The sequence below is a fragment of the Paenimyroides ceti genome (assembly GCF_030409925.1).
Window position 1 is genome coordinate 1 of record NZ_JAUFQU010000032.1, and the last position, 12,174, is coordinate 12,174.

The window sequence follows — 12,174 nt, forward strand, 5'->3', positions numbered from 1 at the left end:
AAACCGATGTTGCCCAACATTATGATGCTGACAACTTACCTGCAATGGAATGGCGATGATAAGCCAAAGGTTGAATGCAATATGTGGGTAAAGTATGAAGACGGTCTTTTTGATGTACAGAAGATGAATATTGAAAGGATAGACCAATACGGGCAATTATTGAAACAATCCAAACTGACAGACCTCTCTACAAGCTCGGTTCCGACAAGGAAAGAAGCCATTGCCCAAGTGTCTGACAAACCTAAAGAACAGTTGTCTTCCCCGAAAAGGCGGTTTAAAATGCGATAACCGAAAATCATTAAAGTATGAAAAAATTAAGAGCAACTATGGACAGGTTTTTTGATAAGCTCGATGAGCGTTGGCGGGCTTTGCCAGTGCGCAAGCAGCATCAATACACGTTGTACTTTTTTGTGGGTTATCTCTTGCTTACGGCAGGGGTTATTGGCAAAGTAGTGTACGATACGGCAAGCCGAATGATACCATCAACATCAGGCATATCGAGAACCCTGTCCTCAAAAGTAAAAATCCTGCAAGGTTGCAGGATAGTGTATCAACAATTTTAAAAAATCAGTTTTTATGAAAGAAAATGAAAAAAGGGTCAGCATTCTCGTTGAGGAAGGCGACCAAAGTAAAGCATCCAATCTGCTGGATGATAAAAAGAACAGCAAAGACCGCCTTAAAAAGCCCTTGATATTCGGTTTGATGGCGATTGTCTTCTTAGGCTGTATGTACCTCATCTTTAAACGTCAAAGGATAAAAAAGAGGTCGAAAACATCGGGCTGAACGATGCTGTTCCACAAGCTACCGGGCAGGAATGCCCGACAGCAAAGGCAAAGCGTATGAGCAGGAAATGCTGGAACAAAAAGACCAGGAGAAACGCAATGCCCTTACCACGCTATCCGATTATTGGAATGAGGACAGCTCATCTGCCAACGCCAAGAGCGAAGAAGATTTTGTAGAAGAGGAAGAAAGCAACGGCTATGGCAGTGGCAGAAATTCGGGACGTTATGGCAATCCTGCCTTGAACAGCTACCGAAATACACAAAGCACGTTAGGCTCATTCTATAATAACGACAATGCAGAAACAATGGAACTCCGCAGGCAATTGGATGAGCTAAAAGAAAAACTGGCTGATAAAGATGTACCTAAAGCAACAACAGTAGATGACCAGCTTGCCCTGATGGAGAAATCCTATCAAATGGCTGCAAAATATCTTCCGCAAGGTAATAGCAGCAATGGAGAAGCCACACCCACAAACGGTACAGCTTCGGGAGCTTCGACTGCCAGCCAAAAAGAGCATTTTGTATCATTTACGCCCACAAGGAAAACACCGTATCAGCCTTGTATCGTGAGCCAACAGACAGCGAATTTTTGAACGATTTAAACCAGACCAAAAACAGGGGCTTCTATACCGCAGGTTCTACTGAACAGGTGGTACAGCCGAAAAACAGCATCAAAGCCTGCGTACACGATGCACAAACCGTTGTTGGGGAAACGGGCGTAAGGCTTCGTTTATTAGAGCCTGCCAAAACGCCTAATCGTACCATTCCCAAAGGAACTATCGTAACGGCGAATGCCAAGTTTCAGGGCGGTCGTTTACAGCTAAAGGTTACTTCGGTAGAACTGGAGGGTAATATCATTCCCGTAGATATTACCATTTACGATTTGGACGGGCAGCAAGGCTTGTACGTTCCGTATTCGCCCGAAATGAACGCACTTACCGAAATGGCGGGCAATATGAGCCAGACAGGAGGAACGAGCGTGATGCTTACGCAGAATGCCGGACAACAGGTTGCTGCCGATTTAAGCAGAGGCATTGTACAAGGAATTTCGGGCTATTTCGCAAAGAAAGTACGTACACCAAAGGTTACGCTCAAAGCAGGGCATCAGGTCTTCCTTGTATCAAAACAATAATGTTAAACTAAAATAATTTTATAATGAAAAATCTTTTAAAACACTTTGGGCATTTGCTCTGACTATCGGCTTAGCCGTAAATTCTTTTGCGCAGGACAGCATCAGAACTCCGCTTGCATTGGGCAAGATAGAACCATACAAAATGGAAGTAACCTACGATAAAACTTCGCACTTGATTTTCCCGACTGCCATTCGTTACGTGGATTTGGGAAGCGAATACCTGATTGCAGGTAAAGCCGAAGATGCGGAAAACGTACTACGAGTAAAAGCATCGGTAAGGAACTTTGAACCGGAAACGAATTTTTCAGTAATTACCAATGATGGACGTTTTTACAGTTTCAGTGTGTATTACAGTTCCTACCCTGAAGCAACAAGCTATGACCTGCTAACAATGCAAAAATCAGTAGGGAGAAAAACGGAACTGTTTCTGTACGAAAACATGGTGACTCGGGAAAATCAAATACAACTATGAAAATAGAAGATTTTGTTACCGTTATCCAGGAAGAGATTAACAAAACAATAAAGTCATTTTAGTTTAACCGCTTGGAAACAAGCATAATACTTTAACACCATAGCATTAAATAATAAAAGAAGAGGATATACACCTCGGGTTGAAAAAAAAGATTTGCACAAAATTAATAATGCAATTCGAGTTCCAGAAGTACGTCTTGTAGGCGATAATGTAGAAACTGGAGTATATAAACTTGCTCAGGCACTTCAAATGGCTGATGAGTTAGGTTTAGATTTGGTTGAAATTTCACCGAATGCAGAACCGCCTGTTTGTAAGATTATCGACTATAAGAAATTCCTTTACGAGCAAAAAAAGCGTGAAAAAGAATTAAAATCGAAATCAACTCAGGTAACTGTTAAAGAAATTCGCTTCGGCCCGCAAACTGATGAACACGATTACGAATTCAAAAAGAAAAATGCTGTAAAGTTTTTGTCTGATGGTTCAAAATTGAAAGCATTTGTATTTTTTAAAGGCCGCTCGATTATTTATAAAGAGCAAGGACAAATTTTGCTTTTACGTTTGGCACAAGACCTGGAAGAATACGGAAAAGTAGAATCCATGCCTGTACTGGAAGGTAAAAGAATGACCATGTATATAGCTCCGAAAAAGAAAAAATAGTAAATAATATTGTTAAGTAAGATAACATAAATACCTAGGAACAAATGCCTAAAATGAAAACAAAATCTAGTGCTAAGAAACGCTTTCAAGTGACTGGCTCTGGAAAAATTAAAAGAAAACACGCTTTTAAAAGTCACATTTTGACGAAAAAAACGAAAAAGCGTAAGTTAGCTTTAACTCACTCTACTTTAGTACATAAAGCAGATGAGAGAAGCGTTAAAGAACAATTAAGATTAATGTAATCGTTCTTTCGGTTAAAACAATTTAATAACCCTGGAGTGGGCTGATAAAAAATTTAAATCACAAGTAATGCCTCGCATTCGCCCTACTACAAAAATTCAACAATTATGCCAAAATCAGTAAATTCAGTTGCTTCAAGAGCAAGAAGAAAAAGAATTTTGAAGCAAGCCAAAGGTTTCTTCGGAAGACGTAAAAACGTTTGGACAGTAGCTAAAAACGCGGTAGAAAAAGCAATGTCTTATGCTTACCGTGACAGAAAACAAAAGAAAAGAAACTTCCGTTCATTATGGATCATGCGTATCAACGCTGGAGCACGTTTACACGGAATGTCATATTCTCAATTCATGGGAAAAATTAAAGCAAACAATATCGAATTAAACCGTAAAGTTTTAGCCGATTTAGCTTTAAACCACCCTGAAGCTTTCACAGCTATCGTTAACAAAATTAAATAAACGTTTGTAAAACCAGTTTATCTTACTTAATAACATAAAAACCTACCTATTCGGTAGGTTTTTTTTTATGAAACCCTTTGTTCAAAACACATCCAAGCAAAACATAATTAATATATTTGTAAAAAACCTTTTTAATGAACGATTTAAAAGCAATTATAGAAAAAGCATGGGAAGACAGAAGCTTGCTTCAAGACACCCAGACACAAAAAGCAATCAGAGAAATCATTGATCTAATAGATGCCGGACAACTACGCGTAGCAGAACCAAACGGAAGTGACTGGCAAATAAATGAATGGGTAAAAAAAGCAGTTGTACTCTATTTTCCTATTCAAAGAATGGAAACTTTAGAAGCCGGTATTTTTGAATACCATGATAAGATGCCTTTAAAGAGAGATTTTGCTGCAAAAGGAATCCGTGTAGTACCCAATGCTGTTGCCAGACATGGTGCTTATATCTCATCTGGAGTAATCCTTATGCCTTCTTATGTAAACATTGGAGCTTATGTAGACGAAGGGACGATGGTAGATACCTGGGCAACGGTAGGTAGCTGTGCACAAATCGGTAAAAACGTACACCTTTCCGGAGGTGTAGGCATTGGCGGTGTTCTTGAACCGTTACAGGCAGCTCCAGTCATTATAGAAGATAATGCTTTTATCGGTTCACGTTGTATTGTAGTTGAAGGAGTTCGCGTTGGTAAAGAAGCTGTTTTAGGAGCAAATGTAGTATTGACCGCTTCTACTAAAATCATTGATGTATCTGGAGAAAAACCCGTAGAAATTAAAGGGTATGTTCCGGAACGTTCCGTAGTAATTCCCGGTTCTTATACAAAAAAATTTCCGGCAGGTGAATATCAGGTACCTTGTGCCCTTATTATTGGTCAAAGAAAAGCCTCAACAGACTTAAAAACATCTCTAAATGATGCATTGAGAGATTATAATGTAGCTGTATAGAACACACTATTAAAAGCATATTCTGAATTCAGAATATGCTTTTTTCAACAAATCAGGTCATCTGTAAAAACGCAACGGCAGCAATTTTATTTTTTCAAATAATAAGTCGTATTTTTTTTATAGGTTTGTATCCATAACTAAGGATATTTTTTTCAATGAAAATTTTAGTGATCCAGCAAAAAATGATTGGAGACGTTTTATTGAGCAGTCTGATCTGCGAAAATCTGAGAAAAGCATATCCTGATGCACAGATTGACTATCTTGTAAATGAAAGTACCTGTTTGGTATTACAGGGAAATCCTGCTATAAGTAATCTTATCTTATTTACTCGAAAACAGAGAAAAGTCTGTTTGAATTGATTAAGTTAGCGATAAAACTCCGAAAAGAACAATATGATCTGGTTATAGACGCTTATTCCAAACTGCAAAGCTGGATTCTTGTAGGACTCAACAACTCTAAACGAAAAATTTCCTATAAAAAAACAGGACGTACTTTTCTTTATACAGATAATGTTATAAAAGCCGCTTTACCACAAACGAATTTAGGATTGGCTATTGAACATCGTTTATCCCTTTTAGATCCGTTAAACTTATCCATTGAAAAAGAAGTTTTCCCAAAAATATACCTTTCTTCAACAGAAAAGACAAATGCAATTGAATTATTTGATTCATTTGGTATCAACCGGAACAAAAAAACACTGATGATAAGCCTTCTGGGGAGCGATATAACCAAAACCTATCCGCTCGAATATATGGCTGAACTGATTAATTATATCGGAGAAAACTATGATGTAAATATTTTATTCAACTATTTTCCAAAACAACTCCCGGATGCAAAGAAGATATGGGATATGTGTACTGAAACAGCACAAAGTAAAATCTACTTTGATTTGTTGGGAAATGACCTCAGAAACTTTATTGCCATCATGGATCAATGCGATGCTATTATCGGTAATGACGGAGGAGCAATAAATATGGCAAAAGCGCTTGGAAAAAAATCATTTATCATTTTCTCTCCATGGATTGAGAAAAAGGTATGGGCAACATTCGAAGATGGTAAAAACCACACATCTGTACACCTCAGCGATGAAAAACCGGAACTATTTGACAATAAAAAAACCAAAGAATTAAAACGTGAATTTGCAGATTATTATCTTAAATTTACACCGAATTTGATTCTGCCAAAACTAAAAGTCTTCTTAGACGCATTATAAACGTAAATAGTATCCCTTTACTATAAAAACATTAACTCTGAAACAAGAAATGAATAAAACACTCACTCATAAATTAATCGGGTTGATCATAACGCGTAATGAAGAGAAAAATATTCCGGCTCTTGTAGAGAATCTCTCGTTTCTCGATGAAATAGTTATTGTAGATTCTTGCAGTACAGACAATAGTAAAGAAATTGTACAGCAATATCCACAAATAAGATTCTATGAAAATCAGTTTGAAAATTACAGCGCACAAAGAAACAAGGCACTGGAATATGTTGAAGATAACTGGATCCTGTTTTTAGATGCAGATGAGCGAATTTCGGAAGCCCTTAAAGAAGAAATTATTGATACCGTCAATAACAATGACCGTACTAAAGCTTACTATTTTAAACGCAGGTTTTACTTTAACAACAAACCGGTATTTTTCTGTGGTCTACAAAGCGATAAAAATATCCGCCTTTTTTACAAGAATGATCAGGTACATTATCAGGGGTTTGTACATGAAAAAATTCAATTCAGAGGTACTTTTAACGTTTTACAAAACCATCTGACACATTATTCCTATGAAAATTATACTTCTTATAAAAAGAAAATGTACCGTTATGGTACATTAAAAGCTCTCGAAAAAATTGAAAAAGGGGAAAAACCTAACTTATTCTTAAAATACTCCCACCCTGTCTATACCTTTTTAAGTAAATATTTACTAAGATTGGGAATATTGGATGGTTATAAAGGATTTATTCTATGCTACCTCATGTCCTATAGTGTATATGTACGCTACGCAGAGATAGAAAAACAATCTAAAAAAAGACACGACACTATCTCTTCCAGAATTTAAGCTTTTTCTTTAAGCCCTGTTTACGGTGGAACTTGTATTGAAATTGCTCTGTTTCCGCCCACATTTTCTCAAAAATCTCTGTTTCGGATTTATCCTTATAAAATTTAGCATACTCATTAGCCATAATCTCTACCATTCCCTTTTTAGGAGTCAATCGTGAAAGATTTTTCATACGAAGTTCAAACGGCATTAAGTCGTGAAAATTCATTCTGTTCAGATCTACCAGAAAAAAACGATAGCTCTCATTATCCGGCACTTTCTTAATCAGCGTGTTACCCGGAGAATGGTCTTTAAACTCTACTCCATTTTCATGTAATGAAAATGAAAACCGGGTAAATTGTCTTAGAATGTTTTCATGATCTGGAAAATCGGGGATTTCCACTAACTCTCTGAATGTAAGATCTGCATATATATGTTCACATAAATAATAACTTTTATCTAAACCTGAAAAAGAGTTGTATTCTACAAAAGCAAGTGGCTTGGGAGTTCCAATATTCTTTTCGATCAGATAATTAGCATACTCATAGGAACGTCTCGCTTTAGATTTTCTAAAATAGGCATATACAATACTGTTGAACCAGTGTGGCTTCTTAAAACTCTTTACATTGACTTCAATGTCCTCCAAACGAAATATTTTAATAGTATTCCGTTTACCTTTTACCAGTAATGTTCCTGTTTCATCAAAATGGGTAACTATATTTTTGACCTGAGCTTCAGTAATTGCAGCGTTTGGCGCTATTATTAATTTCATAGAGTTCCTTTTGGACAAAGATACTGATTATCATTGCCGGATATATTTGTTTTAATTATTTAAATATTGATGCACTCCCTGCTCACAACGGGTCATTTTTTGATGAATACTATTGTCTTGTAACTGATTGTTTTTATCTACATGCCCTTTAGAACTTACTTTGTGATAAATATGAAATACAATGCCTGCAAATTTGAGCCTTTTTGCAAAAACGCCTGCATTGCCCAAACGTATTGCGAAATCAGAATCTTCCCTGCCCCAGCCTTCGAATGCTTCATTATAACCATTAATTTTCATAAAATCCTTTTTCCAGTATGACGTATTACAGCCACGGTATTTTCGGGATATACCTTTGTGCTTTTTATAAAACTTTGCAAAAAATGGTATGTGCAGTGTACGGCTTCTATTCTTTATTTCACTGGAAAAGAAATGAAAACCGATGAGCTTGCCACCTAAAATGCGAGCCACTGCCTGAGGCAGTATATTTACACGCGAACCATATAAATAACAATTTTCTTCTGCCCTATTTTTATGGTCTTCAATAAAATAGGGATGTAAGATAACGTCACCGTCAATCTGGATAATATAATCAGCCGTACTTCTTGAAACCGCTTTATTTAAAATCTTCGCTTTTCTGAATCCCTCATCTTCCTGCCATATGTGGAGTACAGGTACTTTTGAACGAATGACAAATTTTTCGATTACCTCTTTTGTATAGTTATCAGACCCGTCATCAGCAATCAGAATTTCATCTGGTAAAACACTTTGTTTTTCCACACTGTTCAAAACTAATTCCAAAGCCTCCGGCCAATTATATGTCGATATTAATAATGCTGTTTTCATTAACAAAGTGATTTATATATTTTTATTAATTCTTCTGTAATTTTCTCAGAGTTGAACTCTTGTATAATCATTTCATAATTTTTCTCTCCGAACGAATGCCCTGCTTCTTTATTTTCCATAAAATATTCAACTCCATCCGCAAGTTGCTGTACTCCTTTTACGGGCGCTAAATAACCATTTTCACCGGACTGAATGATTTCATCCATCAGCCCTACCTGAGTAGAAACAACAGGAACTTTAAAAAGCATTGCCTCCAAAGCAGACGAGGGACCACCTTCTCTTTCTGATGTCACAAGAAAAACATTCATTTCATCACAAAAAACCGAAGCATTGGCAATACTATCTGTAAAAATGATCGCATCAGACACTCCTTTCTTTTCTGCATACGCTCTAATCTCGGGAGTTAGTTTGGTAAAGCCTCCTATCTGAATACACCGGATATGTGTTTTAGCACGGTTTACAATCAATTCATGCACAACATCAACCATAGTAAACAAATCTTTTGCCTTTGTATGATTGGCAATAGAACCTATCAGAAATTCATCAGCAGCAATCTGGTATTTTTCCTTCAGCAAAAACGGTTTTGTTTGATGTATGATAGCACTGTTGACATTATCAGGTAAAACCAGTAATTTATGTCTGTTCTTCGGTTGTATCATTTTTTCAAAATCTTTTTTAACCAAAGAAGAAACACAGATAATCTTGCAAATAGATGAAAGATTATATTTTATCCTGCTCAAAAAACTGCTGCTTGCTCCGATACCTTTTTTACTAAAAAACACTTTGGCTGTTGTTTTATGTAAAAAAGAAAAATACGCAAATAATGTCAAAGCATCACTCGTATGTAAATGAACGACATCAAAATTGTGTTTTTTCAGCAACCCCTGTAAAAAAGATACATTTTTGAAATCTGATATTTTTTTTAATTGACTATCGATAAAATGCAAACCGATTTCTTTACACCTCTGTTCCAAAATACTGTCTCTCATTCCGAAAATGTAATTTACGGTATCTTGCTTATTCAGCTCTACCACCGTATTCAGCAATTGTTGTTCATTACCTCCCCATGATTTTGCTCCCGAAATGTGCAGTATTTTCATTAAATCGACATCAATTAAATTTATAATATTATTTTTACAAACAAATATATCAAAAATAGAAATGAAAATTACGCTTATTTCACACGATTTATGGGATATGGGAAACATATAGAGAAAGCATTAATTGAAAAAGGACATGATATAACGTTTATTAATTGTATAGAAATCAATTATAAATACACTTCTTTCTGGATCGTATTCATAACTTTTTACGCAAAACAATTGGTGGTAAAAACATAAAAAAAGAATACAGAACAGAACAAATTATCAAAAAAATTCAAAATCTGTCACTACAGGATACTATACTCGTTATCAATCCGGAGAGTTCAATGATCAGGTTTTCGATTTTATGAAAGAAAAAACTCAAAAGCTTATCGGTCATAACTATGACTCCCTAAAAAGAGTTCCACTGCCAAAAGATTATAAAAATATTTTCAACAAAACCTTCTCTTTTGACGATAAGGATGTAAAAGAACATACTGATCTTATTCATCTGCCAAATTTTATTTACCTGGATTTTGAAGAAAATAAAAATCCAAATAACAAAGCCTTTGTAATCATCTCTAAATCCAGACAAAGAGAGCTTATTTTACAAAAAATTGCTTTACAGATGGAAAGCTATGGTATTCACAATTTCGAATTCATTGTAGTTACCAAAAAAGATTTAAAATTACATAGAAAAATTTTGTGCTTTAAAAAGAATCTGTGTCTTAATACTGTAAAAGAAAAGATGGCTGATGCTGAAATTCTTATTGATCTATTGAGAAAAGATCAGGACGGATTAAGTTTTAGAGTATTTGATGCACTTGCCCTAAATAAAAAACTCATTACCAATAATATAAACATCAAAGAATATGATTTTTACAATCCAAATAATATCTTTGTAATTGAAAACACCGATGTGTTTACCATCCCTAAAAAGTTTTTGGAACATCCACATGAAAAGGTGCCTCAACAAATATTGAACAATTATACCTTAAATCATTGGGTAGATAAAATTTTATCCTGATTTTTTCGTTTATAACAAAAGTATTTTCATCAACTCATACGCGTAAAAAATGAAATCATTTCCAATCAGTCTGTTTTTTATTATTCTCATAGGAATTTTGTTTACATCTTGTAGAAAAGATTTCGAATTTGAACCTTCTAACGGAAGTGAACTCCGGTTTTCCAAAGACACAGTATACCTTGATACGGTATTCAGTAATATCGGTTCCAGCACCTATACGCTAAAGGTATATAATACGTCCAATAAAGACATCAAAATCCCTTCTTTACAATTAGGGAAAGGAGAAAATTCTAATTACCGTCTGATGGTTGACGGAATTCCCGGTAAAGTATTTAACAATATCGAACTGCTTGCCAAAGACAGCATGTATATTTTGTGGAAACTACTGTAAATATTCAGCAACAAACCAATTTAAATGAATATCTGTATACAGATCAGATTCTGTTTCAGGCAGGAACTAAACAACAAAAAGTTGAACTGGTTACTTTGGTAAAAGATGCCGTTTTTCTATATCCGCAAAAATTTGATAACGGAACTACAGAAACGCTTCCTATCAATGACAGTGAGGTGTATGGTTTTTATCTTGATGAAAATGATCCTGTAAACGGCAATGAACTAATATGGACTTCTAACAAGCCCTATGTGATTTATGGCTATGCAGCTGTAGCACCAAATAAGACCTTACAGATACAACCCGGAACTCAAGTACATTTTCATGCAGATTCAGGACTTATCATCTCTAATACTGCTACTATTAATTCAATGGGAACTCTTGATAATCCGATTGTATTTCAAGGAGATCGTCTGGAGCCATCATTTGAAAACATCACAGGACAATGGGATATGATATGGCTTTCCGTAGGGAGTAAAGGACAATTTGAAAATACTACGATTAAAAATGCCAACAGAGGTTTATTCATCAATAAAAATAACGGAACGGTAAATCTGCATAATGTACAGATTTATAATTGTGCCGAGTTTGGAATTTTAGGAGTTGCAGCAAATATCAAAGGGACGAATGTGGTAACAAACAACTGTGGTTCTGCTGCATTGAATTTATCGTATGGAGGTAGTTATCACTTTATCCATTCTACTTTTGCTAATTATTGGAATCGTCCGAACCAAACAACCGTTGCCATTGACAATTATGATGGCTCTTCAGAATTCGCAATTCAAAAAGCATTATTTCAAAACTGTATCATATATGGTTCTACTAATGAATCTTTGATTATGAAAAGCAATGGAACCAACAATTTTAATATCAAATTTGAAAATACTCTTATCAAATTCATTGATTATAATAATACCGTTTTTGGTCAGTTTCCGTATGCTTTTAACAATACTACTTATTTCAACAATTGTCTGATTGCGCGAAATAACCAGAATACAGACCTTATTTTTACAATACTACAAAGAATCAAATGATGATTACAGACCTGGCAACAGCGCTGATTGGTGTTGGAAATACAATTTACGCACAACAGGTTCCTGCAGATATCGTGGGTAATTCAAGAATCAACGCCCGGATCTGGGTGCTTATCAACATGTAGCACAACCGGAAGAATAATTTTTAATTTGAAAAAAAATGCGTTATTTTTGCATATTGAAACACAACACACAACTAACACATACACAAAAATGATCCATTTCTTCGAGACCCAGGCGAACCTTACCTTATGGGGTTCAATCGGAAACAGAATTATCTAATGAAGACATTTCAAAATTAAACTGG

Annotated in this window: 18 protein-coding genes and 2 pseudogenes; 16 read left to right on the forward strand and 4 right to left on the reverse strand. The window is 35.5% G+C overall.

The genetic code is table 11. From position 1 onward, the window contains the following. The 3 genes and pseudogenes from QW060_RS20350 to traM form a co-directional block, all read left to right on the forward strand. The coding region (locus QW060_RS20350; protein WP_290365042.1) for a hypothetical protein at positions 1–288 on the forward strand (288 nt) is incomplete at its 5' end. Positions 289–368: 80 nt separating this feature from the next. Then, complete coding sequence (locus QW060_RS20355; RefSeq protein WP_397386114.1) at positions 369–563, forward strand: hypothetical protein; 195 nt, start codon at positions 369–371, stop codon at positions 561–563. A 13-nt stretch (positions 564–576) separates the two neighbouring features. After that, a pseudogene (gene traM / locus QW060_RS20360) lies at positions 577–1,914 on the forward strand (conjugative transposon protein TraM). Between the two features lie 18 nt (positions 1,915–1,932). On the opposite strand, the gene QW060_RS20365 reads toward traM, so the two are convergent. Further along, positions 1,933–2,055, reverse strand: a complete 123-nt coding sequence (locus tag QW060_RS20365) for a hypothetical protein (RefSeq protein WP_290365043.1) — start codon at positions 2,053–2,055, stop codon at positions 1,933–1,935. On the opposite strand from QW060_RS20365, the pseudogene QW060_RS20370 reads away from it, so the two are divergent. The 8 genes and pseudogenes from QW060_RS20370 to QW060_RS20405 form a co-directional block, all read left to right on the forward strand. Further along, positions 2,015–2,326, forward strand: a pseudogene (locus QW060_RS20370) (DUF4138 domain-containing protein); the annotation flags it as partial. The gene QW060_RS20365 and the pseudogene QW060_RS20370 overlap by 41 nt on opposite strands. 213 nt (positions 2,327–2,539) lie before the next feature. Further along, a complete protein-coding gene (infC, locus tag QW060_RS20375; protein WP_290362477.1) occupies positions 2,540–3,043 on the forward strand; it encodes a translation initiation factor IF-3 in 504 nt (167 codons plus the stop codon). Between the two features lie 44 nt (positions 3,044–3,087). Beyond that, positions 3,088–3,285 (forward strand): 50S ribosomal protein L35, encoded by a 198-nt coding sequence (gene rpmI / locus QW060_RS20380; RefSeq protein ID WP_290362476.1) that lies wholly within the window; start codon positions 3,088–3,090, stop codon positions 3,283–3,285. 105 nt (positions 3,286–3,390) lie between these two features. Beyond that, positions 3,391–3,735: a 50S ribosomal protein L20 gene (rplT, locus tag QW060_RS20385; protein WP_290362475.1), complete on the forward strand. Its 345-nt coding sequence runs from the start codon at positions 3,391–3,393 to the stop codon at positions 3,733–3,735. A gap of 134 nt (positions 3,736–3,869) precedes the next feature. Beyond that, positions 3,870–4,685, forward strand: coding sequence for a 2,3,4,5-tetrahydropyridine-2,6-dicarboxylate N-succinyltransferase (locus tag QW060_RS20390; protein ID WP_290362474.1), 816 nt, complete (start codon positions 3,870–3,872; stop codon positions 4,683–4,685). Positions 4,686–4,867: 182 nt separating this feature from the next. Continuing rightward, a complete protein-coding gene (locus tag QW060_RS20395; RefSeq protein WP_290365045.1) occupies positions 4,868–5,044 on the forward strand; it encodes a glycosyltransferase family 9 protein in 177 nt (58 codons plus the stop codon). After that, complete coding sequence (locus QW060_RS20400) at positions 5,041–5,898, forward strand: glycosyltransferase family 9 protein (protein WP_290365046.1); 858 nt, start codon at positions 5,041–5,043, stop codon at positions 5,896–5,898. The genes QW060_RS20395 and QW060_RS20400 overlap by 4 nt, the downstream gene beginning before the upstream one ends. Before the next feature lie 49 nt (positions 5,899–5,947). Continuing rightward, positions 5,948–6,739, forward strand: a complete 792-nt coding sequence (locus tag QW060_RS20405; RefSeq protein ID WP_290362472.1) for a glycosyltransferase family 2 protein — start codon at positions 5,948–5,950, stop codon at positions 6,737–6,739. On the opposite strand, the gene QW060_RS20410 is transcribed toward QW060_RS20405, so the two are convergent. From QW060_RS20410 to QW060_RS20420, 3 genes are read right to left on the reverse strand one after another with little or no spacing between them, the layout of a single operon-like run. Further along, positions 6,720–7,490, reverse strand: coding sequence for a Kdo domain containing protein (locus QW060_RS20410; protein WP_290362471.1), 771 nt, complete (start codon positions 7,488–7,490; stop codon positions 6,720–6,722). The genes QW060_RS20405 and QW060_RS20410 overlap by 20 nt on opposite strands. Positions 7,491–7,541: 51 nt before the next feature. After that, positions 7,542–8,333: a glycosyltransferase family 2 protein gene (locus tag QW060_RS20415; protein WP_290362470.1), complete on the reverse strand. Its 792-nt coding sequence runs from the start codon at positions 8,331–8,333 to the stop codon at positions 7,542–7,544. Beyond that, positions 8,333–9,433 carry a glycosyltransferase family 4 protein gene (locus tag QW060_RS20420; protein ID WP_290362469.1) on the reverse strand — a complete coding sequence of 367 codons (1,101 nt, stop codon included), beginning with the start codon at positions 9,431–9,433 and terminating at the stop codon, positions 8,333–8,335. Before QW060_RS20420 ends, QW060_RS20415 begins: the two co-directional genes overlap by 1 nt. Positions 9,434–9,523: 90 nt before the next feature. On the opposite strand from QW060_RS20420, the gene QW060_RS20425 reads away from it, so the two are divergent. From QW060_RS20425 to QW060_RS20445, 5 genes are all read left to right on the forward strand, one after another. After that, positions 9,524–9,673 carry a hypothetical protein gene (locus QW060_RS20425; protein ID WP_290365047.1) on the forward strand — a complete coding sequence of 50 codons (150 nt, stop codon included), beginning with the start codon at positions 9,524–9,526 and terminating at the stop codon, positions 9,671–9,673. A 109-nt stretch (positions 9,674–9,782) separates the two neighbouring features. Next, entirely contained in the window at positions 9,783–10,442 is a 660-nt protein-coding gene (locus QW060_RS20430; RefSeq protein WP_290365048.1) for a hypothetical protein, read from the forward strand. Between the two features lie 49 nt (positions 10,443–10,491). After that, positions 10,492–10,833: a hypothetical protein gene (locus QW060_RS20435; RefSeq protein WP_290365049.1), complete on the forward strand. Its 342-nt coding sequence runs from the start codon at positions 10,492–10,494 to the stop codon at positions 10,831–10,833. Next, positions 10,818–11,867, forward strand: a complete 1,050-nt coding sequence (locus QW060_RS20440) for a hypothetical protein (RefSeq protein ID WP_290365050.1) — start codon at positions 10,818–10,820, stop codon at positions 11,865–11,867. The genes QW060_RS20435 and QW060_RS20440 overlap by 16 nt, the downstream gene beginning before the upstream one ends. Beyond that, a complete protein-coding gene (locus QW060_RS20445) occupies positions 11,864–11,992 on the forward strand; it encodes a hypothetical protein (protein WP_290365051.1) in 129 nt (42 codons plus the stop codon). Before QW060_RS20440 ends, QW060_RS20445 begins: the two co-directional genes overlap by 4 nt. Positions 11,993–12,174: the final 182 nt, after the last annotated feature.

Bases quoted from the DNA above. Each gene is read 5' to 3' on its own strand.
- rpmI (WP_290362476.1), top strand. From the start codon at position 3,088: ATGCCTAAAATGAAAACAAAATCTAGTGCTAAGAAACGCTTTCAAGTG.
- rplT (WP_290362475.1), top strand. From the start codon at position 3,391: ATGCCAAAATCAGTAAATTCAGTTGCTTCAAGAGCAAGAAGAAAAAGA.
- QW060_RS20390 (WP_290362474.1), top strand. From the start codon at position 3,870: ATGAACGATTTAAAAGCAATTATAGAAAAAGCATGGGAAGACAGAAGC.
- QW060_RS20395 (WP_290365045.1), top strand. From the start codon at position 4,868: ATGATTGGAGACGTTTTATTGAGCAGTCTGATCTGCGAAAATCTGAGA.
- QW060_RS20405 (WP_290362472.1), top strand. From the start codon at position 5,948: ATGAATAAAACACTCACTCATAAATTAATCGGGTTGATCATAACGCGT.
- QW060_RS20410 (WP_290362471.1), bottom strand. From the start codon at position 7,490: ATGAAATTAATAATAGCGCCAAACGCTGCAATTACTGAAGCTCAGGTC.
- QW060_RS20415 (WP_290362470.1), bottom strand. From the start codon at position 8,333: ATGAAAACAGCATTATTAATATCGACATATAATTGGCCGGAGGCTTTG.
- QW060_RS20420 (WP_290362469.1), bottom strand. From the start codon at position 9,433: ATGAAAATACTGCACATTTCGGGAGCAAAATCATGGGGAGGTAATGAA.
- QW060_RS20425 (WP_290365047.1), top strand. From the start codon at position 9,524: ATGGGATATGGGAAACATATAGAGAAAGCATTAATTGAAAAAGGACAT.
- QW060_RS20430 (WP_290365048.1), top strand. From the start codon at position 9,783: ATGAAAGAAAAAACTCAAAAGCTTATCGGTCATAACTATGACTCCCTA.
- QW060_RS20435 (WP_290365049.1), top strand. From the start codon at position 10,492: ATGAAATCATTTCCAATCAGTCTGTTTTTTATTATTCTCATAGGAATT.
- QW060_RS20445 (WP_290365051.1), top strand. From the start codon at position 11,864: ATGATGATTACAGACCTGGCAACAGCGCTGATTGGTGTTGGAAATACA.